The following is a 21,675-nucleotide window of genomic DNA, read 5'->3' on the forward strand; positions in this document are numbered from 1 at the left end:
ACACGGAGGAGACATGAGCACCACGAAAACAATCGCCAGATCGATCGGCGCCGCATTGACGTCGCTGCTGCTGGCCGTCGCCGGCACGCCTGCATCGGCGCAGCAGTCGCAAGGCACGTTGCGCATCCGCCTGAACGCCGACGTTCGCTCGCTGGACCCGGGCGTCAATCGGGACGGCAACAGCGACGCGGTCGTCTCCCATATCCTGGAGGGGCTCGTCGCGTTCCGCGAGGATACGTCCGTCGGCCTGCTCCTCGCGAAAGCGCTGACGGTCTCGCCCGACGGCCTGACGTATACGTTTACGCTGCGCCCGGGCGTGAAATTCCAGAACGGTTCGCCGCTGACTTCGGCGGACGTGACGTTCGCGTGGAATCGCTACATGAACCCGGGCACCAACTGGCGCTGCCGGCCCGAATTCGACGGGCAGGGTGTCGCCAAGGTCGTGAATGTCTCGGCGCCCGATCCGTCGACCGTCGTCTTCACCCTCGACCGCCCGAATGCGATCTTTCTGGAAACGATGGCGCGCACGGATTGCGGCGGCACCGGCATCTATCATCGCAGCTCGCTCGACGCGAACGGCGCGTGGCGCGAGCCCGTCGGCACCGGGCCGTTCAAGGTGTCGGAATGGAAACGCGGCCAGTACGTCGAGCTTGTGCGCAACCCCCTGTACTCGGCGCTGCCGGGCAAGCGCGACGGGAATACCGGAAACAAGTCGGCGGAGGTCGCGAAGGTTCGCTTCGTCGTGATTCCCGACGCGGCGGCCGCAAAGGCGGCGTTGCTTTCCGATGCGGTCGACGTCGTGTCCGATGTGGACGACGGCGATGTTCCGGATTACAAGGGGCGCGCCGATCTCGCGGTGGCCAGCGTGCCGTCGATGGCGGTCACCGCCATGCTGTTCCAGACGCGGGATCCGCTGCTGAAGGATGCGCGCATCCGGCGTGCGTTCGCGTTGGCGCTCGACCTGCCGCAGATCGTCCGGACCGTCACGAACGGCACGTCGAAGGCCAGCCGGTCTCCCATTCCCGAGCCGAGCGTGTACTACAGCAAGGTACAACGCACCGTCCCGGCGCGAGACGTCGCCGCGGCGAGAAAATTGCTCACGGAAGCCGGGTATCGCGGCCAGCCCATCAAGCTGCTGACGACCAAGCGCTACAACTACCTGTTCGACGTCGCCGTCCTCGCACAAGCGATGGCTGCCGAAGCCGGCATTCGAATCGACGTCGAGGTGCTCGACTGGGCCACGCTGCTCGACAAGTACAACCGCGGCGATTACCAGGCCATGACGTTCACGTACTCGGCGCGGCTCGATCCGTCGCTTTCGTTCGACGCGTTCGTCGGCGCCAAGGACAAGCAGTCCCGCAAGGTCTGGGATGACCCTGACGCCATCCGCATGGTCACGCGTTCCATGGAGTCGTCGGACAAGGGCAAGCGGCAAGCGCTGTTCGACCAGCTGGAGCTGAAGCTCCTCGACGAGACCCCGGCCGTCTTTCTCTATTCGGAAACCCGAACCAGCGCGGTGCGCAAGAACGTGCGGGGATTCAAGGGCTGGCCCCTCGGCCAGCCGCGCGGCTGGGGCGTTTCCCTGACCGGGCAGGCGATCTCCAGCGCGGAGAAATAAGGAGCACGTATCATGCGACACGCATTCCTTCCGTATCTGCTGCGGCGCATACTCTGGACCATCCCGACGCTGCTGGTCGTGGCGACGTTCGTGTTCGCGCTGATGCGGCTGATTCCCGGCGATCCCGTGCAACTGATGCTGGGCGACGCGGGAACGCCGGCGCAAGTCGCGCAGCTGCGCACGCATCTGGGCCTCGACAAGCCGATGGTTGCGCAGCTTGCCGTGTGGATCGCCCATCTGCTGCACGGCGACTTCGGCCATTCGATCACGACGGGCCAGCCGGTGCTGCCGTTGCTGCTCGAACGCTTCCAGGTGAGTGCGACGATCGTGCTCGTGGCGGTCGCGATCGCGGCCGTCATCGCCGTGCCCGCCGGTCTCGTCGCCGCGTGGAAGCAGAACTCGATCACCGATACCGCCGTCGTCGCGGGCGCCACGTTCTTTCTGTCCATCCCGAGCTTCTGGCTCGGCCTGGTGCTCCTGCTGTTCGTCGGCCTGAAGCTCGGGTGGGTGCCGGTGGTCGGCTACGTGACGTTCAGCGAGAACTGGCGATCCGCACTGACCTATCTGGTGCTCCCGATCGTCACGCTGGCACTCGTCGAGACCGGCGTGCTGACCCGCATGTCGCGCGCCAGCGCCATCGAGGTGCTGCGCCTCGAATACGTCACGCACGCGCGCGCCAAGGGTTTGCCGGAGCGAAAAGTGCTGCTTCGCCATGTGCTGCCCAATGCGTTCGCGCCGACCTGGACGATGATCGGCCTCGTGCTCGGCCACCTGCTGGGCGGCATCGCGGTGCTGGAGACCGTGTTCACGCTGCCGGGCCTGGGAAGGCTGCTCGTCGACGCGATCTTCGCTCGCGACTATCCGGTGGTGCAGGGCTGCCTGGTGTTTACCGCCGCCGTCTACGTGTTCGTCAACCTGTTCGTCGATCTGCTCTATCCGCTCTTCGACCCGCGAGTGTCGGCATCATGAAAATCCGAAACAATGCACTTTTGGGCGGCGCAATCGTGGTCGCGGTGGCCGCGATGGGCATGCTGTCCACGGTATGGACACCGTACGATCCGCTCGCGCTGAGCCTGGGCGAGCGTTTTCGCGCGCCTTCCGCGGTTCATCTGCTGGGCACGGACGAATTCGGCCGCGACATCTTCTCCCGGATCCTGTCCGGCGCCGGCGCGAGCCTGCTGGTCGCGTGCCTGACGGTGCTGATGGCGATCACGATCGGCACGCTGCTCGGGTTGACCGCCGGATATTTTCGCGGGCTGGTCGATCGCGTCATGATGGTCGCGAACGATGCGCTGCTCGCGTTTCCCGGCATTCTCCTGGCGCTGGGGATCAGCGTCGTCGCCGGCGCGAACAAGTACGGGATCGTGCTGGCGCTCGGGCTGGCCTACGCCCCCACGACCGTGCGCCTCGTGAGGGGCACGGTGATGTCGCTGCGGGAAAAGGAGTACATCGAGGCGTCGCGCGTCATCGGAAACAGCGAGCTGACGACGATGCTGAAGCACGTGCTGCCGAACTGCGCGGCGCCGCTGATGGTGCTGGCGACGTCGATGTTCGGCTGGGTGATCCTCGCCGAAAGCGCGATGAGCTTCCTGGGTCTCGGCGTGCCGCCCCCCGCTCCCACCTGGGGGAACATGCTCTCGTCCGGCCGGCCCTTCATCGAATCGGCGCCGTGGCTCGGGATGGCGCCGGGCCTGTGCATCGCGCTGACGCTGCTCGGCATCAATCTGCTGGGCGACGCGCTGCGCGACTGGCTCGACCCCCGGATGGAGTGAGAGCATGAACCTTCGAATCCTCTCACCACGCGCGCCGCGGCACGATATCGGCGGCGCCGGCACATCGGGCGACGACATGAATCGAGCGACGGCCGCCAGCCCCGTGCTGTCCGTGCACGACCTGACGCTCGAGAGCCTGCGCGGCGCAAGCATTCTCAATGGCCTGACGTTCGACATGGCCGCCGGCGAAATCCTCGCGCTGGTCGGCGAATCCGGCAGCGGCAAGACGATGGCGGGCCGGGCCATCCTGCGCCTGCTGCCGTCGCAGGTCGTGCAGACCGGCGGCACCATCGTGCTCGACGGGCATGACGTCGGCAGCCTGTCGCCGTCGGACATGCACCGCGTGCGCGGCAGCGTGGCCGGGATGGTGTTCCAGGAGCCGATGGTGTCCTTGAACCCGGCCATGACGGTGGGCGCGCAGATGTCGGAAGGGCTGATGCTGCACGAAAAGATCACCGCGGACGACGCGCGCCGCAGGATCGTCGAAATGCTTCGCCGGGTGCAGATTCGCGAGCCGGAAAACTGTCTCTCGTCGTATCCGCACGCCTTTTCCGGTGGCATGAGGCAGCGCATCATGCTCGCGTCGGTGATGCTGCTCAAGCCGAAGCTGTTGATCGCGGACGAGCCGACCACCGCGCTGGACGCGTTGAGCCAGAAAGAGGTGATGGAGCTGATGGTCGATCTCGCCCGCACCTCCGGCACCGCCGTGCTGCTCGTGACGCACGATCTCCAGCTCGTCGCGCACTATGCCGATTCGGTGGTCGTCCTGAAGCGGGGCGACCAGATCGAGTCCGGCGCCGCGAGCGACGTCCTTGGCCATCCGGCGAGCGAGTACACGCGGAGCCTGATCGACGCGCTCCCGAAGCGAGACGAAAACAGGGCGCCGGTTCGGGACGCGCCGGCGCTGATCGAGGCGCGCGACGTATCGGTTTCGTACGGCGGCCGCCGGGGCCTGTTTTCCCGGGGCGCGGGGAAGCTCGCGGTGAACCGGGCGACGATTTCGATCCGCGCCGGCGAGGTCGTGGCGGTCGTGGGCGGTTCGGGGTCCGGAAAGACGACGCTCGGCCGCGCCTTGATCGGGCTCCTGCCGCTGACGGACGGCGCGGTCTACTTCCGGGGCCGGCCGTTGACCGACAGCGATCGGAACACCCGGCGGGCGTTCCGCCTCGCGTGCCAGATGGTATTTCAGGACCCGTACTCGTCGCTGGACCCGCGTCAGAAGATCCGCGACATCGTCGCCGAGCCGTTGAATCACCAGGACGGGCTGACGTCGGCCGAGCGGCGGCGATGGGTGGACGACATGCTGCGCGAGGTCGGACTGGAGATGCTCGGCGACAGGTTTCCGCACGCGCTGTCGGGCGGGCAGCGCCAACGGGTTGCGATCGCGCGGGCGCTGATACGGCGGCCCGCACTGGTGGTTGCCGACGAGCCGGTGTCCGCCCTCGACATGACGATTCAGAAGCAAGTCCTGTCGCTGTTCAGGCGGCTGCAGGCGCAGTACGGCTTCGCGTGCTTCTTCGTCTCGCATAACCTGGCGGCCGTTTCCGAAATCGCGGACCGGATCGTCGTGATGCACCAGGGCTGCATCATCGAAGAGGGCACGGTTTCAGACATCTTCGATCGGCCGCGCGAGGCGTATACCCGGCAGTTGCTGGAGGCGGCCTATGTCGCGCCGGGGCAGCTGTCGCCGCTGTCGCGCAGTCGAACCGGCGCTGCGACGCAACGCGCGGCGGGCGCGTAGCGCCGGCAGGCCGCCGCGGCGCGCCTGGCTTCGGCATGCGTATCAGGCGTTGAGAAACAAGCACGAGCAAACGAAAGGAGTCAGACGGCAATCTTTACTTCGCAATCCAAATAAATGTGAAAACCCGGAGATCTTTTACGTGAAAAAATTCATCATTGTTCTTGCATCATCGAGCGCCATCTCGGGAGTGGCTCAGGCTCAAAGCAGCGTCACGCTGTACGGCATCGTGGATGCGGGCATCCTGTACACGAGCAACGTCAAGACCACCGGCGGCGGCAAGGCGCTCTGGCAGCTTGCAAGCGGCAACGAGTCCGGCTCGCGCTGGGGCCTGACCGGCACCGAGGACCTGGGCGGCGGCCTGAAGGCGGTCTTCAAGCTCGAGAACGGTTTCAACGTCAACAGCGGCACGCTCGGCCAGGGCGGCCGGGAATTCGGTCGTCAGGCGTACGTGGGATTGGCGGGCGACCGCTTCGGCACGTTCACGATGGGCCGCCAGTACAACGCCATCCAGGACTTCGTTTCCCGGCAGGGCGTGGCGTCGATATTGGCCCAGTTCGCGACGCATCCGCTCGACAACGACAACCTGAACAACACGTATCGCACCGACAACTCGGTGAAGTACGCGACGCCCGTCATCGCCGGTTTCCAGGCGGAGGCGACGTACGGCTTCTCGAATTCGACCAGCTTCGCGAACAATCGCGCGTTCAGCGTCGGCGCGACCTATATGAACGGCCCGCTGAACCTCGGGGCAGGGTATGCGCGCGCGCAGCAGCCGGGCACGATCGGCGGTGCGATCGTCGGCAATCCGTCGTCGAGCACGCCGTCGAACCCGCTGCTGGGCGCATCGCGCGTCGATCAGTGGGGCGCGGGCGGCACGTATGCGTTCGGCCCGCTGACCGTCGGCCTGCTGTACTCGGGGGCGCTGTACGTCAACTCGAACACCGCGCTGACGGCGCCGCGCGGCACGATTCATTTCCAGAATTATGAAGGCAGCGTTCGCTACCAGGTCACGCCGGCCCTGTTCCTTGCGCTGGGCGAGACCTACACGAACGTGCATCAGTCGGGCGCGTCGGGGCACTACCTGCAAACGAGCGGCGGCGCGCAATACCTGCTGTCGAAGCGCACGGACGTCTATCTGAATGCCTTCTACCAGAAGACGTCGAGAAACCTCAACGCGGCGATCGACGCCGCCGGCGGCACGTCCAGCGGTACGTCGCAAACGGCGGTGGTGCTCGGCATGCGTCACAAGTTCTGAGCATCCCGGCAGCGGGTTTCGTCCGGGCCTGCCCGGCGCCTCATCCGCCGTCAGTCGCCGAACATGGCCGCGATATCGCGTCCGGCCTGTTCGGCTTCTTCGATCAGCCAGTCGAGGAACTGTCGGGTGGCAGCGGAGTCCGCCACCGCCTGCTTCCGGCAAATGAAGTACGGGAACGGCATGGGCAGGGCGATCCTGAACGGCGCGACGAGATCGTGCCGCTTGATCGCCTCCATGGCAAGGAAGCCCCCTATGGCCGCGTCATCCACGCGATCCATCCGGCCCAGAGCCCGCAGGCGATCAGGGCGCCGATGTTCAGGTGCGTCTTGTAACGAACGATCAGGTCAAGCAGGGACGGTCGGTTTTTCATGTGTGTCTCCGTCATTCAGGGTTGCCGGCCGACTGGCCGGAAAACGATGGCGCCTTGACGTCGCAGGTCGCGGGCACCGCCAGGCCGCCGGCGAAATGCAGCGTGAGCGGCACCTTCGTGCCGGGCGTCACGGCCTGCCGCGGCTGTTCGAGCATCGCGTGATAGCTTTTCGGCTTGAACGTGAGCGACCCATGCGCCGGCACCTCGACCGATTCGACGTGAACCATCTTCGACGTGCTGCCGCTCGTCTGCGTTTCGTGCAGCATCGCCATGCCGAATGCGGGCGTGTCGATGCCGGTCAGCGCGATGGGCGCGTCGCCGTCGTTCTTCACCGTGAAATAGCCGGACGACGGCAGCGTCGGCGGCATCGCGCGAATCCAGCAGGCATTGACCTGCACGGCGCTCGCCGAGTGCGCCGCCGGGGCGTGAAGGGCCATCAATGCGAATGCCGAGCCGGCCAGAATGGAACGTTTCATGATGGTTCTCCTCAGAACGCGTAACGCATGCCGGCGAAGACGCTGCGGCCTTCACCGGGGTAGAAAATCGCCGTGTTGCTCGCGGTGCGCGCGTTGGCGACGGTGCTGATGTCGCTGACGTAGCGCTTGTTCGCCAGGTTGCGCGCATCGACGAACAGCGACAGGCCGTTGCGGAAATCCATGCCGGCCTGCAGGCCGAGCAGCGTGTAGCCCGGCACGCGCAGCGTGTTCGCGTCGTCCGCCCATGCGCCCGACGGTACCCAGTCGACCGTGGCGGCGACGTGGAAACCATTCGGGCGCGCATAGCCGAGCGCGGCGCGCAACACGTTGAGCGGCACGCCGGCGATGCGCTTGTTGCCGTATTGCGGATCGTCCTTGAAGCGGAAGTCGCTCAGGTTCCACAGCACCGACAACGTGATCGCGTCGCCCGTGCCGCGCCCCATGACGTTGCGGAACAGATCGACCGACACGGCCGCCTCGATGCCCTGCAGCACGGTCTTGTTCGCATTGAACGTCGACGCGGGGACATCGGGGTTGGTCGTGTATTGCAGCAGCTGATCGCGGACGATCGAGCGATACGCGGTCAAATCCCAGCTCACGCGGTCGGTCTTGCCGCGCGTGCCGACTTCGAGCGTCCACGCATGCTGCGACCTGAGCGGCGTGAAGCGCGTGGTCGTCGCGAACGTCTGCGTGAGATCGCCGAAGTCGGGCACGTCCTGGCTGCGCGTGACGTCGATGAACGCCTGGACGTCGCGGCTCGGCTGCCACAGCAGGCCGAGTTTCGGATCGAGGCCGTTGTAGGTCGCGCTCGTCGACCGGTATGCCGGGTTGCCGGCCAGCCCGCCGTGATCGACGTATCGACGCACGTCGCGGAACGCCTTGAGGCCGGCCATCACCGCGACGGTCGGCAGGAAGAACAGGCGATCCTCGACGTAGGCCTCGTAGTTGTACGCGCTCTGCGTCGAATCGAGCGTCTGCCGGCCTTCATTGCCCGCGACGTTGACGTACTGGCGCGCCTTCGTATTGCCGCCGAAGAACCGCGCTCCCGCGATCACGTCGTTGCGCATGCCCGCGATGGTCGTCGTGCCCGTGTAGCGCGGCGCGAAGCCGTAGGTCCAGCCGTCCTGGTCGATCACCTGGAAGATCGGGTGGTAGAGGCTCTTGTGAATCGCCCACGTGTCGAAGTCGAGCCGGCCGTTGTCCAGCTTGACCGTCGTGCGGTTCGCGATCCGCTCGGTGCGCGTGTTGCGCGCCTGGTCGCCCGACACGGCGTTCGCGGCGGCCTTGGTCGGATCGTTCAGCGCGTCGGACAGCGACAGCGTGCCGGGCAGCTTCTGGTCGACGATGTAGGCGCCGACGTAGAAGCGCGTTTCGACGCGCGGGCTGAAGCGATAGCCGACGTTCGCGTTGAACTGTTCGTACTGGCCGCGCGCATGCTGCCGGAAGCCGTCGCCGTGGTCGACGGTGAACGTGCCGATGAAGTCGAGCGGCCCCATCACGCGCGAGAACTGCGCGCTGCCGCGCACGGTGCCGTAGCTGCCGGCTTCGAGCCGCACGATGTTCGGCGCGATCGCCGTGCGGGCGGTGGGCGTCAGGAAATCGATCGCGCCGCCGAGCGTCGACGCCCCATACGCGAGGCCGTTGCCGCCCTTGTAGACTTCGGCCGATTGCAGCGCGAGCGGATCGATCTGGTAGTAGTCGCCGCTGCCGTCCGCGAGATTGGTCGGGATGCCGTCCTGCAGGATCTCGAGGCCGCGCGTGTGGTACGAGCGCGCGATGCCCGAGCCGCGAATCGACAGGCGCAGTTCCTGCCCGTAGCGCGTCTGGACGAACACGCCCGGCACATCCTTCAGCACGTCGCGCAGCGTGAATGCGTAGGTGTTCGTGAACGATTCGGCGTCGACGAAGCCGACCGAGCCGACGGTCTGCTCGAGCGTGCGCTTCTGCTCCGCGGTCGATCGGGACGTCAAGGAACGCTCGGCGCTGCCGTAGACGTTCAGCGTCGGCAGGACGGTGTCTCCGTGCGTGTCGGCGGGCGCCGCCGACGATTGTGCGAACGCGTGGGTCGCGACAAGCGCGGCCACGCCGGTGAGCGCTCTGCGGCGCCTGGATGCGATATGCATGATGGTTTGTGTTGTTCGTTGAGCGGAAATGGACCGGCGCGGCGGACATGCGCGCCGATCCGGCGGCGCTATTTCGCGGTCTGCAGACGCACGAACGGCGCGGGGCTGTGCACGGCATGCCAGCTTTGTCCGTCGGCCGGGATGTCGGTCCACGCGCGCCGGCCGTTCTCGCAGGTCTGGACGACCGGGAAATACAGCGTCTTGCCGGCGGCGGGCGGCAGCTTCATGACGAGGCCGAACGCGTCGTAGAGCGTGTCCGGCAACGGCCCGCCCCGCCATTCGACGGCGGCGACGCGTTTGCTGATCGTCGTGCCGTGCTCGCCCTTGAGCGGCGGGTCGATCGGTTGCGTGTCGATATCGACCGACCAGCCGGGCTTCATCTGCGGCTTGACGGACGTCACGCCGTCCGGAATCGCGACGCGCAGCGCGACGGTGGGGGAGCCGTCACAGCCGTGCGGCACCTTCAACGATGTTTCGAAATACGTGCCCGCGGCGCCTTCGTTCGGCTGCGCGGTGATATGGGCGTGCGCGCCGGCGGCCAGCGTCATGCTGCACGCGAAATGAATGAGCATGGCGCGAGCGCGCCCATGCCGATTGAAAAAATGCATGTCGGTTTCCTGTTGGACGGAACGAGCGCCGCCCGTGAAAGGCGGCGGTATCTCGGGAATCAGAAAACCGTGAGCGGCGGCCCTCTCGGCGGCGCGAGAGAAAAGCGCGCGCGGGCGATATCCGGCGCGACCGGATATGCGAGTTCGCGCGTAGCGGGAGCGGAGGGAATCCAGCCCGTGTAGCCAAGCCCGGTCAGCGGCGGATGGTGGGCCAGCAGATTGCAGTAGCCGCAGGTCTTCGCCGGATGACTGCCGGGAATGGCGCGATCGGGCGCGTGCGTTTCGGCGTCCGCCTTCGCCGAGCAGAGCGCGGCGATCGGCTGCGCCTGTTCCTGCGACGCGAGCCATTGCGTGACGACAGGCGCGACCAGGGCCAGCCAGATCGAAATCAGGCCGGCCCAGGCTGCGAGCGCAACGCGTCGGGCGCGTGTCATGCGTTCGATGCGCAGCGGCGCGCCGATCGGCGCATGCGGGCGATGGCGGACATCACTTCACCGTGAAGGTGCCATGGCCCTGCCTGCGATCGCATGGGCGTGGGCGACGGTGGGAGCAGGCAGTGCGCCGGCGAGTGCAATCGGCGCGGCGCTGCGTACGCGCGACGCAATACCGCGCTCAAAGGGAATGCGCATGATCATCCTCGAGGTGAACCGTGGCATCGCACACGCGCGGGTGTGCGCGCGTGCGGAAGCGGCGCGATGCGATCACGCATCGCGGCCCGGCACTTCAGTTCAGGACGAAACCGGCGGTGCGCGCGGCTGCGCGGCGGTCAGCGGCAAGACGCGCCGCAGGCTTTCGAAGCGCGTTTCGGCACGCTGGTGAATCGCCTGGACGGTTGCGGCAAACGACGCTTCCGGCGTGGGAAGCGCGGGGGCATGCGTGAGGAGATTGCAGTATCCGCAGGCCTGCAGATGCGCCAGCGCATCGTGCGAAGCCGGGTCGCTCGTATCCGATGCTGCGCCGGGCTGCGCGGTGCAGTAGGCCGACAGGAGCGCATCGACGCGGTTTTGCGCGGCCACTGCCTGCGAGATCGTCGGCGCGAGCGACGTCATCAGGATGGCGAGCAATCCCAGGAGACTGCCGATCTTCCGGAAACGGAGGCGCAGCATACGAGGCGCAGTGGCGTGCAAGTTGGAGCGGTGCGGAATTATGCCACGCGCCCGGCGAGCCGAATATGCGGGGATGCGTATGCGCCGGCTGTCGCGCCGCGCCGCTTGACCGTTCAAGTAACGCCCCGCCGCCTACGTCGCGACAACCCGGTTGCGGCCTTGATGCTTCGCGCGATACAGGCGTTCGTCGGCCTTGCGCAGCATCGCGTCGATCGTCTCCCCGTCGCGGCCGAACTCGGACGCGCCGACGCTCACGGTGACTTCGATCGGCTTGCCGATGCCCGCCTCGAACGGTGTGCCCGCGATCGCCGCGCGGATGCGCTCGCCGATGATCCCGGCGGTATCCAGCGCGGCTTGCGGCAGCAGCACCATGAATTCCTCTCCGCCCACCCGCGCGACGCCGTCGTATGGCCGGATCGCGTCGAGGCATTTCTGCACGAAGCGCTGCAATACCTGGTCGCCCGCCTGATGCCCGTAGCTGTCGTTGATCGCCTTGAAGTGATCGAGATCGAGCGTCAACAGGGAAAACGGCGCGCCGTTGCGTTTCGCGCGGGCAATTTCGGATTCCACGCGTTCGATGAATTGCCGCCGGTTGGCCGCGCCCGTGAGCGGGTCCGTCGCGGCCATGTGCTCGAGCTTGTCGTTGGTCCGCTGCAGTTCCTGCAGCGCCCGCTGCGTATGCGCCATTGCTTCTCTCAACCGGGCAAACAGTTCTTCCTGGCTATAGATCTTCGAAAACGAGCGCGTCGTGTGAAAGGCCTGCACGACGCCGAAACTGAGCAGCAGGAAGCCGGCCGCGAATATCGCGTGCGCCAGCCACCACATGTGATTCCACGGCCGCCCGAGGATGAAGGCCAGCGACGACAGCGCGAATGACGTCACCGAAATGGCGTAGGTCGTCATCAGCGGCGAGCGGATGCGGCGCTGGACCAACGCGACGACGTTCACGACGGAGAGCAGGAGTGCGCCCCCTTCCATCGAAAGGCGCACCCACGGGGCGCCGGCCACCGGCGAGTAGGCGATGCCGGCAACCGCGACGTCGATCAGCACGAACAGGGCGATCCACTTCGCCCAGCCACGGCCATCGACGCGCCTTGCCTCGCTGTCGGCGGCGCGGCTGTAGGAGAGCTGGCCGACGAAAATGAGGATCGACATGGCCAGGCGGGAGGCCGGCCCGTACAGCAGGAACAGCCAGATATTGTGATGCGCCATTCCGGTGAAGGCGCCGTGCATGGCATAGATGATGGAGAAGCCGAGAAAGCCCAGCGTAAGCCAGCGCAGCAGCGGTTCGCCCGACAGGCGATAGCAGCGCCAGCAGACATAGGTGACGAACCCGCCTTCGAGCGTGGCGACGGCGATCGCCAGTTCGTGAAACGCGTGATTCTCGAATTTCAGCGACGGGTCCTGAAAGAAATACAGGTAGGCGATCAGATAGAGCGGCACCAGCGCGAAGCCAACCAGCAGAAGCCTGGCGTAACCCCGGGTGACCAGTTGGACTGCGCTGGATGGCTCGTTGGCTGCAACGCGGATGCTCATGTTCTGCCTCCGTTTCGTCAGGTGAATCCAGTATAGGTAAGGAGGCGCATTCGGAAGGAGTTTCGTGCGGTAAATCCGCCGGTACTGGCCTGCAGGAGGAAATCCGGATCGAAATCGACGTGAGTGTTTCGGTGCGAGACGCTGTGCCTGATTGTTTACAAAATTGCGCTTCAGCTCACGGCGTCAAGCTGTCGTGATCAAGACGCCGCACCGCCTTGCGGGCGCCGGCTTCCGACGCGCCCGCCGGATTGCCGCCGCCGTAAGAAGCGGCGTTCGCGCCGGCGTCGCGCTGCGCCGCGATGCGCGCTTCGGCCGCCAGAATGTCCGTCGGGTAGCTTGCGTCTTCTCCGCGTGACGGATCGTAGCCGGCGGCCCGCAGCCCAGCGAGTTCGGCGCGTACCTGCGCACGGCTCAAGACTTGCGCATCGGCGTGCGCAACGGCCGGGGCGGCGAGCGCTCCGGTGACGACAAGTGCAACGAGCATGCGTGACTTCATGCGTATCTCCACGACTAAAGCGTTCCAACGGCGGCCACCGGGCGGTGGCCGGCGTAATGATTCCGGAGCACGACACCCGCCGGCGCGCCGCGCCAGCCGTGTCGTTTCGACGGGGATTCAGAACGGCTTGGTCGGCAGGTATTTGCCGTCCAGCGTGATGACGGCGCGCGAGCCGCCATCCGGATCGTCGACCTTCTTCACGTCGAGCTTGAAGTTGATCGCGCTGATGATCCCGTCGCCGAATTTCTCGTGAACCAGGACCTTGAGGGTCGTGCCGTAGACCTGCAGCATCTCGTAGAAGCGGTACAGGGTCGGGTCGGTCGGCACGCGATCCTCGATGCTGCCGCGCAGCGGGATGGTTTGCAGCAGCGCGACGGCATCGGCGTCGAGGTCCAGCAGCTTGCCGACGTGCCGGGCCGCGTCGGCCGGCAGCGGATGCTGGCCGAGCAGCGCCGCGGTCACGAACACTTCGTGCAGGCCGGTGCCTTCGGCGATCTGTGCGAACGTCAGGTCCTTCCTGGCCTTGGCGAGGAGGATGGCGTCGGCGAGGTCGAGGCGGGCGTTCTTGCTGGTTTGCGATTGAATCATGGCGAACTCTCCTTGGGTGAGTAACGGAAATCAGGCGGCTGCCTGGAGCTGGCGGGCGGTAGCGCGGGCTTCGGGGTTGTCCGCCAGGGAAACGAATTTGCCGGTGGCGCCATCGAGCGCATCGATGCGGCCGCTTTCGATGTCGTAGATCCAGCCGTGCAGTGTCACCCGCCCCTCTTCGAGTGCCAGGCGGACGGACGGATGCGTCTGGAGGTTCGCGAGCTGCGCGATCACGTTCTCCCGCACCATCGCATCCACCTTGCGAGGCACGCTCTCGTGGGTGCGTGCGTCGTTCACGACGCGGGCCGAATCGGCATAGCGCAGCCAGCTGCCCACCGCCGGCATGTGATCCATGCACTGGCAGGTGGCGATCGCGGTCATGGCGCCGCAGTCCGAATGTCCGCAGATCACGATGTCCGATACGCGCAGCGCCGCAACCGCATATTCGACGGAAGCCGAGACGCCGCCCGGCTCGGGCCCGTAGGACGGGACGATATTGCCGGCATTGCGGATCACGAACAGGTCGCCGGGCTCGCGCTGCGTGACGAGTTCGGGCACGAGGCGGCTGTCGGAGCACGAGATGAACAGGGCGCGGGGGTTCTGGCGCGTGGCCAGGCCCTTGAACAGTTCGGCGCGCTTGGGAAACGCGTGCTGCTGGAACTGCAGGAAGCCTTCGATGATGTCTTTCATGGCGAATCCTTCGTAGGGCATCGCGTTGCGCGATGCAATGGCCTGAAGGTTACGCGTCGATTTGCATAAGCGAAAATACCGATTTATTATGCGATCGATTCGAATTTCTTATGCGAAACCGGCATGCTCGACCGCCACATCAAATACTTCCTGGCCGTAGCGGAACACGGCAGCTTCACGCGCGCCGCTGCTGCGCTGCATGTGTCCCAGCCGGCCTTGTCGCAGCAGATCAAGCAGCTGGAGGAAAGCCTCGGCGCGCAGCTTTTCGATCGCACGGGCAGAGCGACGCGGCTGACCGACGCGGGCGACGTGTACTTCCGTTATGCGCAGCGTGCGGTGCAGGGGCTCGAGGAAGGCCGGCGCGCGATCCACGACGTCGAGGACTTGAGCCGAGGCGCGCTGCGTATTGCCGTGACGCCGACGTTCACGGCCTATTTCGTCGGGCCGCTGGTCGAAGCGTTTTACGGTCGCTACCCGGGCATCACGTTGACGATGCGCGAGATGTCCCAGGAGCGCATGGAGGCGCTGCTGGTCGACGATGAACTCGACGTGGGCATTGCATTCGACGAGGTGCGTTCACCGGACATCGATGCGCAACGCCTGCTGGTCGAGACGCTCGCGCTGGTCGTCGGGCGGCATCATCCGCTGGCGAAGCGGCGCTCGGTGCGCGTCAGCGCACTGAACGACGAATCGCTGATTTTGCTGAGCGCCGAATTCGCGACGCGCGAGCACGTCGATCGCTATTGCCGTCAGAACGATGTGCGCCCCCGGGTGCTCATGGAGGCCAATTCGATCAGCGCGGTGATCGAGGTCATTCAGCGAACCCAACTGTCGACCCTGCTGCCGGCGACGATCGCGCGTGGGCGGGATGATCTCGTCGCTGTTGCGCTGGATCCTTTGCTGCTGCAAAGAACGGCGGTCCTCATGCAGCGCAAGGGCGGCTACCGGACGGCCGCCGCGCGCGCGTTCATCGAGGTCGCGCTGGACGTGGCGGAGACGCTCGCACGTCGGCCGAAGCCGGCGTCACCGGTATCCAGACCGTAGATACCGCTTCCTCGAGCGCGCCATATATCGATACACGACATGTAGAGAAATGTCGTGACTGTAAAAACCGCTAAAACACGAGAGATGGCAATGACGTTCAACTACACGGTGACCGATACCGCAGATGCCGGCGTCCGCAAGCAGATCGCGGCGCCGCTGGTGCAATTCAACGAAAGCCGGGCAGGCCCGATCAACTTTCGTCCGCTCGCCGTCATCCTGACCGACGATGCCGACAATATCGCGGGCGGACTGTGGGGATCGACCGCCTACGGCTGGCTGCACGTCGACCTGCTCGTGGTGCCCGAGGCGGCGCGCGGCCAGCGCGTCGGCACGCGCCTGATGCAATTGGCCGAGGCGGAAGCGCGCGCACGCGGATGCCATGGCGCGTGGCTCGACACGCACGACTTCCAGGCCAAGCCGTTTTACGAACGGCTCGGCTATGTCCAGTTCGGCGAGCTGCCGGATTTCCCGGCCGGCCACGCCAAGATCTTCCTGAAGAAATCGCTCGGCGCGTGACGCGCGTTCACTCGCCGATCAGGTGCAGCACGATGTCGCGCCGGTGCGCGGCGCGGCGATGCTCGAACAGATAGATCCCTTGCCAGGTGCCGAGCACCATGCGCCCGTGCTCGACGGGAATCGACAGCTGCACCTGCGTGAGCGCCGTGCGCAGGTGCGCGGGCATGTCGTCGGGGCCTTCGGTGTCGTGCTCGTAGCGTGACGCGTCCTCGGGGGCGAGAGCCGCGAAGTAGCGCTCGAGATCGCGCTGCACCGACGGGTCCGCGTTCTCCTGGATCAGCAGCGACGCGGAAGTGTGCCGGCAGAACACGGTGAGCAGGCCGGTGCGGATCGACTGCTGGTCGACGAACGCGCGCACCTGCGACGTGAACTCGACGAGGCCGCGCCCGCGTGCGTCGATGGCGATGTGTTGAATGGCCTGTTGCATGGCGATCGGGGGGTAGATGAACTCATGCCAGCGCCGCGAAGCCGTCGGCTTCGATCTGCGCGGCGTCGGTGGGGCGGACGACGCGCGCCACCTCGACGCCGTCGCGCAGGAACACCAGCGTCGGCCAGAGCTTGACCCGGAACGAGCGGCCGAGCGGGCGGCCGGGGCCGTCCTCGATCTTCAGGTGGCGGATGGCGGGGTGGGTCCGGAACGCGTCGCGAATCGCGGGCTGCGCGCCGGCGCAGATGCCGCACCAGTTCGTGCCGAACTCGATGACGGTTGCGCCTGCGAGCGCGTCGACCTCGGCGCGGGTGGGGGCATCGGGGGTGTAGGCGTGTGGCGTATTCAACCTGGCCCTCTCTGGCTTGGAAAAAGGTGGATAGGATCGTGGCCGTTTGCGAGGCCAGCGGACCTACTGTAGCGGAAAAGGAGGCGAGCCGCCGCGCGGCGCCGGTTGCATGCTCGTGCCGCCATTTCACGACGGCTGCTTCTTCCGCACGGAACTCGGGGAACGGTCTCGGCGACCGATCGCATGTGTGACGATCCACAATGAAGCTGGCTATATTCCAGTGTGGATGTGTTCGACAGCCAGCCTGAAATCGATGGGCCGGCGGCGAGGGCGAAAGCCTCGCACTGCTTCCATATTCAGCGCGAGAGATGGGCCACACCCTTGCACGTGAGTGCGAGTGGGAGGGAAACGCTATTTGCGCGTGCCGCGCAACTTGATTGCCATGTCGAGCTTCGATATCCAGCCGGTATCATCCAGCCGGGCGCCAAGAATATTCTCGATTCGCTCGAGGCGGTAGTTGAGGGTATTGGGATGAATGCCGAGCACGCTTGCGGTTGCCTTGCGTCGCTGCAATTGATCGAAGTAGGTCTGGAGTGTCTCGAGCAAATACGGTTCATTCGCGAGCTGTTCCAACAGGGATACCAGATAGTTCAACACGCGTCTTGATCCACGGATGCCCTCTTCGAGGGCAATCGCGGAATACAGGCGCACACGCGCCTGGTCATCGCGGCCCCGGCCGAAGCTGAGCGCCCGGCTCGCCTCATCCGCGGACATCGACCAGCCTGACGCGCCTTCGCCTGGCAGGCCAACGCCAATCGCGCTCACTTCGGATACGGAATCTGCGACGAACGCTATCTGCTTGCCTACTTGACGATCGCTCGTGCCCATCAGGTCGCCAAGCAAAATGGGGATCCATACAAACAGCCGTCCGTGAAACCAGATATCGAAAATCTCGTCGACAGGCAACTTGACGCACCGGGCGATCGCCGCAACGATTCGCTCGATTTCGTTCCTGAAGGTCGGCGAATTGCTGTCGATCGAGTTGACGTCTATCGCCAGTGCGATTCGCGGCGTCGTACCATTGATGCGCAGTGCGGATGTGGCTTTGGAGAAGCCATCGGCATCCTCGGGGGAATTCAAAATGATGCTGTGCAGTTGATGCCGAAGCGATTGACGCCAGTGAGCCTGCTTGAACTGTTCTTCAAGATAGGTTTGCGAAATGATCTGCGACATGGCGTCGAAGAATTTCATTAAATTGGGGGAGATCAGAAATAGAAGCTCGTCGCGCAGATCATCGGATTTTTCGTCCACTTCGATATAGCTGCACCAGAGTTCCCGGGATGCCAATCGGAACGCATGCAACAGCGCCTCGAGGGAAATATTCTGATAGACCCGCCGACGGCCATGCTCTCGAAATATTTCAAGCGCATCATCCGACGGCAGCTTGCCGGACAGGAGCGAGTCCAGCCATAGTCGCGACGAGAAGGAAATCGAATTCCGGATGTCGAGCTTGGTAGGTAAATCGAGATCGATATAAGGCTTGATGCCGAATATTTCCTTGCATGCCCGTTCGACGACGCTCGTGTGATTCGAGATGACGGTTTCAGTCCATCTGCGTAGGATCGGAGAGATGTCAGGGATTTTGGATATCATTTTCGCAGCTCTTTGAATTTCATACGCTCGTGCCTGGTCACCCTGTATGTGCGGCCGACATATCGTCGTAGCGGCGGGGCGCGGCGTTAAGTCCCGCGTTGACCGCGGTGCGTTCGCCGTTCGACGAGGGGATGTCGCTTCGCACGACGGGCCGAGAGCGGATCGAACAGTGGTTCGTGCGGGTTCGTGCGGCCGGCAACCTCACTCGCGCAAACGTACGCTCGCGTTTGCGCGACGTGCCCGACGGATCGATGCCGGCGGCGCGAGTCTTGTGACCATCCGGTCATGGCGGTTTCGAGAGCGGCGGCTGCTCACCGCTCTCGTTCCCGATACTGCTGGCCTGTTGCGCTGCCTCGCCGCCGCACCGTGGGGCAAGCCGGTCCGGCGAGAGGGGGGCGCGTCAGGTTCCTTCTCGCCGAAGGGACAGGAGGCCGAGCAGGACTTCGTCGCGGTGAGCCGCCAACTGATCGATCGACTGGCCGGCGACCTCGTCCCGAACGCCCGCAATCACTTTCTGACGAAGTTCCGGCGTGATTTGCGGCGAACCCAGCACCTTCCACCACGCGGTCATCGGGCCGGTGAACTGGTCGAAGAAGTGGTCGATGCCGCCTTGTCCGCCGCCGAGATGGAACAACATGTTCGGGCCCATGATGCCCCAGCGCAGGCCCGGCCCCCAACACACGGCAGTATCGGCGTCCTTGACGCTCACGACGTCTTCCGCGATCAGATGGACGATTTCGCGCCAGAGTGCCGCCTGGAGGCGATTCGCGACATGGCCGGGCACTTCCTTGTTGAGCTGGATGGTTTTCTTCCCCAGGCTCGTATAGAAGCGGGTCGCCCGCTCAATCGTTTCCCGCGACGTATTCGCGCCGCCGACGATCTCGACCAGCGGAATCAGATGAGGCGGATTGAACGGATGCCCGATCACGCATCGCTCGGGGTGGCGCTCGCAGGCCGACTGGATTTCGCTCATGGTCAGCCCCGAGGAACTCGAGGCGATGATCGCGTCCGGCGCCAGGATGGCGTCGAGATGCTTGTAGAGGTCCTTCTTGAAGTCGATCCGCTCGGGGCCGTTCTCCTGCACGAAGTCGCTGCCGGTCACCGCTTCATCGAGACTGGCGGTGAACCGCAGTCTCGAACGCGACGCGCCCGGCGTGATCCCGAACTGCTCCAGAGCGGGCCATGCCGCGTCGACGAATGCCCTGAGCTTCGGCTCGGCATCCGGGGCAATGTCCGTCGCGACGACGTCCAGGCCTCTGGCCAGAAACAGCGCGGCCCAGCTTGCGCCAATGACGCCGGTGCCGATGATGGCAATGCGGTTGATATCTTTGCCCATGGCTGACAATCCTTCGAATGGAGTGGGGATCAGACGAACGCGCTGAAACCGGTAACCGCCTTGCCGACGATCAGGTGGTTCATTTCGCGTGTGCCTTCGTAGGAATAGAGCGCTTCCGCGTCGGCAAAGAAGCGCGCGACGTTGTAGTCGAGGACGATACCGTTGCCGCCGAAGATTTCACGAGCCCAGGCAACGGTCTCGCGCATGCGGCTCGTGCAGAATGCCTTGGCCAGCGACGATTGCTGGTCGAGCAGCTTGCCCTGATCCTGCAATTCGGCCAGCCGTACGACCATGCATTGCGACGCAGTGATGTTGCCGAGCATCTTGGCGAGGTGGTCCTGCACCATCTGGAACGACGCGATCGGTCTGCCGAACTGCTCGCGGGTCTGCGCGTAGCGCAGCGCATGTTCGTAGGCGCCCATGCTGCAACCGACGGCTTCCCACGCCACGTACTGACGGGTGAGCCGAAGCACGCGAGCCGTATCGCGAAACGACAGGTCGCCCTGCAGGCGGTTTTCTTCAGGCACCCGGCAATTGTCGAGCGTGATCACGCCGTTCTGCACGACGCGAAGCGCGATCTTGTTCTCGATCTTCTCGACGGAAAAGCCCGGCGTGGTCTTGTTCTCGACGATGAAACCCTTGACCTGGTTGTCGTCGACGTCGCGTGCCCAGATGATCGACAGATCGCACCACGGCGAATTGCCGATCCAGCGCTTCTGGCCATTGAGCACCCACGTATCGCCTTCGCGCCTGGCGGTCGTCAGCAGGCCGCCGCCGGCGCCCGACCCGACCAGCGGTTCGGTCAGCCCGAAGCAGCCGATTTTTTCGAGCCGTGCCATTGGAGGCAGCCATTTCCGCTTCTGTTCCTCCGATCCGCCGAGATAGATCGACCCCATGGCGAGTCCGCTATGGACGCCGTAGAAGGTCGAGATGGACGAGTCGACCCGTGCCAGTTCCATCGCGATGAAGCCGTCGAGCAGCGTGCTGCCGCCGGGGCAGTCATAGCCTTCGAAACCGATGCCGACGATGTTGAGATCCCTGATCTCGGGGATCAGCTCGAACGGGAATGCATCCGCGGCCCAGAACTTGTTGATCACCGGCGCGACCCGGTCCTCCATGAAGGCACGGACGCGTTTCAGCAGCGCGCGTTCGTCATCACTCAGGAGCTCGTGAATCAGATAGAAGTCGCTGTCGGGTGCCGGAAGCGGGTGGTTGGGCTTCGAGCTGGCAGTCATGATGATTTCCTATAAATGCGTTGATCAGGATGCGTTCGACGGGGCTCGCAGATAGTCGTGGACGACTTCGGCGCCGGCGATCGTCAGGTCGGTCAGGATATGGATCGCGGACAGCACCTCGAGCACCGGCAGTCTTGCGACCGGCGCGAAGCAATGCGGATGCAGTTCCAGAGAGGCGGGCCCGGCCCACGCGCCCTTCACCGTGACGTCGGTCACGTGATACCTGACCAGTTCGCAGACGCGCGCCGACCCGTCGACGTGCGGCAGGATCTTCAGCAGGAAGCCGGGCGCCTCGAGCGTTTGCTTGACGGCGGCGAGGTCCAGCGGCTCGTATTTGTAAGCCATCGTCGCGGTCGCGATGCGCACGCCGTTGTAGTCGAGCGTGCCCACCAGCGCATCGTTGCGAACCTCGAGCTTCGGTTGCGCCAGTACTTTAGGAAAGCCAAGCAATTCGCGGCCGGAGGCGATGCCGGCTTCGCTGTCGAGATACATGGCGTGGGTGTAGCCACCGGCCGCGCCGTTGAACGACACCGGAATGACCTGGCCCGATTCCGTGTACGAGCCCAGCCCGCTCGAATCGGGCATCTTGATGAATTCGTACTTGACGATCGGCTCGGCCGGCAGCAATGGCGCGGGCACGACGCGGGCAAGCGCTTCCGGGTCGGTGCGATAGGTCACGATGATGAATTCGCGATCGACGAACCGGAATGGCGGTTTGGGGTAGGCCGGGCTGCAGATCGGCATGGCGTACGCGTGGGCGCGGATTTCGTCTTCAGTCATGAATGACTCCGGATGT

Annotated in this window: 23 protein-coding genes; 7 read left to right on the forward strand and 16 right to left on the reverse strand. The window is 65.1% G+C overall.

From position 1 onward, the window contains the following. Positions 1 to 13: 13 nt before the first annotated feature. The 5 genes from HWY45_RS08995 (at position 14) to HWY45_RS09015 (ending at position 6,386) form a co-directional block, all read left to right on the forward strand. Positions 14 to 1,618, forward strand: a complete 1,605-nt coding sequence (locus tag HWY45_RS08995) for an ABC transporter substrate-binding protein (RefSeq protein ID WP_081069789.1) — start codon at positions 14 to 16, stop codon at positions 1,616 to 1,618. Positions 1,619 to 1,630: 12 nt separating this feature from the next. After that, the gene (locus tag HWY45_RS09000; protein ID WP_059882457.1) at positions 1,631 to 2,587 is read left to right on the forward strand and encodes an ABC transporter permease; all 957 of its coding nucleotides are present in this window, start codon (positions 1,631 to 1,633) and stop codon (positions 2,585 to 2,587) included. Then, positions 2,584 to 3,390: an ABC transporter permease gene (locus tag HWY45_RS09005; RefSeq protein ID WP_059882455.1), complete on the forward strand. Its 807-nt coding sequence runs from the start codon at positions 2,584 to 2,586 to the stop codon at positions 3,388 to 3,390. Before HWY45_RS09000 ends, HWY45_RS09005 begins: the two co-directional genes overlap by 4 nt. A gap of 4 nt (positions 3,391 to 3,394) precedes the next feature. Beyond that, the gene (locus HWY45_RS09010) at positions 3,395 to 5,131 is read left to right on the forward strand and encodes a dipeptide ABC transporter ATP-binding protein (protein WP_230946986.1); all 1,737 of its coding nucleotides are present in this window, start codon (positions 3,395 to 3,397) and stop codon (positions 5,129 to 5,131) included. Positions 5,132 to 5,282: 151 nt separating this feature from the next. Further along, positions 5,283 to 6,386: a porin gene (locus HWY45_RS09015; protein WP_059882539.1), complete on the forward strand. Its 1,104-nt coding sequence runs from the start codon at positions 5,283 to 5,285 to the stop codon at positions 6,384 to 6,386. A 50-nt stretch (positions 6,387 to 6,436) separates the two neighbouring features. Here the strand turns inward: HWY45_RS09015 and HWY45_RS09020 are convergent, their stop codons facing one another. The 10 genes from HWY45_RS09020 to HWY45_RS09065 form a co-directional block, all read right to left on the reverse strand. Continuing rightward, a complete protein-coding gene (locus HWY45_RS09020) occupies positions 6,437 to 6,655 on the reverse strand; it encodes a hypothetical protein (RefSeq protein ID WP_081063178.1) in 219 nt (72 codons plus the stop codon). 112 nt (positions 6,656 to 6,767) lie between these two features. Next, complete coding sequence (locus HWY45_RS09025; protein ID WP_059564293.1) at positions 6,768 to 7,232, reverse strand: copper chaperone PCu(A)C; 465 nt, start codon at positions 7,230 to 7,232, stop codon at positions 6,768 to 6,770. 11 nt (positions 7,233 to 7,243) lie between these two features. Next, positions 7,244 to 9,355 (reverse strand): TonB-dependent receptor family protein, encoded by a 2,112-nt coding sequence (locus HWY45_RS09030; protein WP_059882449.1) that lies wholly within the window; start codon positions 9,353 to 9,355, stop codon positions 7,244 to 7,246. Positions 9,356 to 9,423: 68 nt separating this feature from the next. Continuing rightward, positions 9,424 to 9,927: a YcnI family protein gene (locus HWY45_RS09035; protein ID WP_230941903.1), complete on the reverse strand. Its 504-nt coding sequence runs from the start codon at positions 9,925 to 9,927 to the stop codon at positions 9,424 to 9,426. 95 nt (positions 9,928 to 10,022) lie between these two features. Beyond that, positions 10,023 to 10,397, reverse strand: a complete 375-nt coding sequence (locus HWY45_RS09040) for a DUF2946 domain-containing protein (RefSeq protein WP_059882445.1) — start codon at positions 10,395 to 10,397, stop codon at positions 10,023 to 10,025. A gap of 294 nt (positions 10,398 to 10,691) precedes the next feature. Beyond that, positions 10,692 to 11,069 carry a DUF2946 domain-containing protein gene (locus HWY45_RS09045; protein WP_059882443.1) on the reverse strand — a complete coding sequence of 126 codons (378 nt, stop codon included), beginning with the start codon at positions 11,067 to 11,069 and terminating at the stop codon, positions 10,692 to 10,694. 132 nt (positions 11,070 to 11,201) lie between these two features. Continuing rightward, positions 11,202 to 12,605 carry a GGDEF domain-containing protein gene (locus HWY45_RS09050; RefSeq protein ID WP_059882441.1) on the reverse strand — a complete coding sequence of 468 codons (1,404 nt, stop codon included), beginning with the start codon at positions 12,603 to 12,605 and terminating at the stop codon, positions 11,202 to 11,204. Between the two features lie 175 nt (positions 12,606 to 12,780). Then, positions 12,781 to 13,101: a DUF4148 domain-containing protein gene (locus tag HWY45_RS09055; protein WP_059882438.1), complete on the reverse strand. Its 321-nt coding sequence runs from the start codon at positions 13,099 to 13,101 to the stop codon at positions 12,781 to 12,783. Between the two features lie 117 nt (positions 13,102 to 13,218). After that, positions 13,219 to 13,689 carry a cyanase gene (gene cynS, locus HWY45_RS09060; RefSeq protein ID WP_059882436.1) on the reverse strand — a complete coding sequence of 157 codons (471 nt, stop codon included), beginning with the start codon at positions 13,687 to 13,689 and terminating at the stop codon, positions 13,219 to 13,221. A 30-nt stretch (positions 13,690 to 13,719) separates the two neighbouring features. Beyond that, positions 13,720 to 14,379, reverse strand: coding sequence for a carbonic anhydrase (locus tag HWY45_RS09065; protein ID WP_059564380.1), 660 nt, complete (start codon positions 14,377 to 14,379; stop codon positions 13,720 to 13,722). 123 nt (positions 14,380 to 14,502) lie between these two features. On the opposite strand from HWY45_RS09065, the gene cynR reads away from it, so the two are divergent. Both cynR and HWY45_RS09075 read left to right on the forward strand, forming a co-directional pair. Beyond that, the gene (cynR, locus tag HWY45_RS09070; RefSeq protein WP_059882434.1) at positions 14,503 to 15,423 is read left to right on the forward strand and encodes a transcriptional regulator CynR; all 921 of its coding nucleotides are present in this window, start codon (positions 14,503 to 14,505) and stop codon (positions 15,421 to 15,423) included. Positions 15,424 to 15,513: 90 nt separating this feature from the next. Next, complete coding sequence (locus HWY45_RS09075) at positions 15,514 to 15,939, forward strand: GNAT family N-acetyltransferase (RefSeq protein WP_059882432.1); 426 nt, start codon at positions 15,514 to 15,516, stop codon at positions 15,937 to 15,939. 7 nt (positions 15,940 to 15,946) lie between these two features. On the opposite strand, the gene HWY45_RS09080 is transcribed toward HWY45_RS09075, so the two are convergent. From HWY45_RS09080 to HWY45_RS09105, 6 genes are all read right to left on the reverse strand, one after another. Then, positions 15,947 to 16,366 (reverse strand): secondary thiamine-phosphate synthase enzyme YjbQ, encoded by a 420-nt coding sequence (locus HWY45_RS09080; RefSeq protein ID WP_059564303.1) that lies wholly within the window; start codon positions 16,364 to 16,366, stop codon positions 15,947 to 15,949. A 22-nt stretch (positions 16,367 to 16,388) separates the two neighbouring features. Next, complete coding sequence (locus HWY45_RS09085) at positions 16,389 to 16,715, reverse strand: thioredoxin family protein (protein ID WP_059810869.1); 327 nt, start codon at positions 16,713 to 16,715, stop codon at positions 16,389 to 16,391. Positions 16,716 to 17,066: 351 nt separating this feature from the next. Beyond that, entirely contained in the window at positions 17,067 to 18,308 is a 1,242-nt protein-coding gene (locus tag HWY45_RS09090) for a PucR family transcriptional regulator (RefSeq protein ID WP_059810870.1), read from the reverse strand. Positions 18,309 to 18,708: 400 nt separating this feature from the next. Next, on the reverse strand, positions 18,709 to 19,644 hold the full coding sequence (locus HWY45_RS09095; RefSeq protein ID WP_059810871.1) for a 3-hydroxyacyl-CoA dehydrogenase NAD-binding domain-containing protein: 936 nt from the start codon (positions 19,642 to 19,644) through the stop codon (positions 18,709 to 18,711). A 29-nt stretch (positions 19,645 to 19,673) separates the two neighbouring features. Next, a complete protein-coding gene (locus tag HWY45_RS09100; RefSeq protein ID WP_059810872.1) occupies positions 19,674 to 20,879 on the reverse strand; it encodes an acyl-CoA dehydrogenase family protein in 1,206 nt (401 codons plus the stop codon). 24 nt (positions 20,880 to 20,903) lie between these two features. After that, complete coding sequence (locus HWY45_RS09105; protein WP_059810873.1) at positions 20,904 to 21,659, reverse strand: acetoacetate decarboxylase; 756 nt, start codon at positions 21,657 to 21,659, stop codon at positions 20,904 to 20,906. Positions 21,660 to 21,675: the final 16 nt, after the last annotated feature.

It is taken from the genome of Burkholderia stagnalis (assembly GCF_902830275.1).
Taxonomy (GTDB): Bacteria; Pseudomonadota; Gammaproteobacteria; order Burkholderiales; family Burkholderiaceae; genus Burkholderia; species Burkholderia stagnalis.

Coding starts and splice junctions, on each gene's coding strand:
- HWY45_RS08995 (WP_081069789.1), top strand. CDS start 14: ATGAGCACCACGAAAACAATCGCCAGATCGATCGGCGCCGCATTGACG.
- HWY45_RS09000 (WP_059882457.1), top strand. CDS start 1,631: ATGCGACACGCATTCCTTCCGTATCTGCTGCGGCGCATACTCTGGACC.
- HWY45_RS09005 (WP_059882455.1), top strand. CDS start 2,584: ATGAAAATCCGAAACAATGCACTTTTGGGCGGCGCAATCGTGGTCGCG.
- HWY45_RS09010 (WP_230946986.1), top strand. CDS start 3,395: ATGAACCTTCGAATCCTCTCACCACGCGCGCCGCGGCACGATATCGGC.
- HWY45_RS09025 (WP_059564293.1), bottom strand. CDS start 7,232: ATGAAACGTTCCATTCTGGCCGGCTCGGCATTCGCATTGATGGCCCTT.
- HWY45_RS09030 (WP_059882449.1), bottom strand. CDS start 9,355: ATGCATATCGCATCCAGGCGCCGCAGAGCGCTCACCGGCGTGGCCGCG.
- HWY45_RS09035 (WP_230941903.1), bottom strand. CDS start 9,927: ATGCTCATTCATTTCGCGTGCAGCATGACGCTGGCCGCCGGCGCGCAC.
- HWY45_RS09040 (WP_059882445.1), bottom strand. CDS start 10,397: ATGACACGCGCCCGACGCGTTGCGCTCGCAGCCTGGGCCGGCCTGATT.
- HWY45_RS09045 (WP_059882443.1), bottom strand. CDS start 11,069: ATGCTGCGCCTCCGTTTCCGGAAGATCGGCAGTCTCCTGGGATTGCTC.
- HWY45_RS09050 (WP_059882441.1), bottom strand. CDS start 12,605: ATGAGCATCCGCGTTGCAGCCAACGAGCCATCCAGCGCAGTCCAACTG.
- HWY45_RS09055 (WP_059882438.1), bottom strand. CDS start 13,101: ATGAAGTCACGCATGCTCGTTGCACTTGTCGTCACCGGAGCGCTCGCC.
- cynS (WP_059882436.1), bottom strand. CDS start 13,689: ATGATTCAATCGCAAACCAGCAAGAACGCCCGCCTCGACCTCGCCGAC.
- HWY45_RS09065 (WP_059564380.1), bottom strand. CDS start 14,379: ATGAAAGACATCATCGAAGGCTTCCTGCAGTTCCAGCAGCACGCGTTT.
- cynR (WP_059882434.1), top strand. CDS start 14,503: ATGCTCGACCGCCACATCAAATACTTCCTGGCCGTAGCGGAACACGGC.
- HWY45_RS09075 (WP_059882432.1), top strand. CDS start 15,514: ATGACGTTCAACTACACGGTGACCGATACCGCAGATGCCGGCGTCCGC.
- HWY45_RS09080 (WP_059564303.1), bottom strand. CDS start 16,366: ATGCAACAGGCCATTCAACACATCGCCATCGACGCACGCGGGCGCGGC.
- HWY45_RS09090 (WP_059810870.1), bottom strand. CDS start 18,308: ATGATATCCAAAATCCCTGACATCTCTCCGATCCTACGCAGATGGACT.
- HWY45_RS09095 (WP_059810871.1), bottom strand. CDS start 19,644: ATGGGCAAAGATATCAACCGCATTGCCATCATCGGCACCGGCGTCATT.
- HWY45_RS09100 (WP_059810872.1), bottom strand. CDS start 20,879: ATGACTGCCAGCTCGAAGCCCAACCACCCGCTTCCGGCACCCGACAGC.
- HWY45_RS09105 (WP_059810873.1), bottom strand. CDS start 21,659: ATGACTGAAGACGAAATCCGCGCCCACGCGTACGCCATGCCGATCTGC.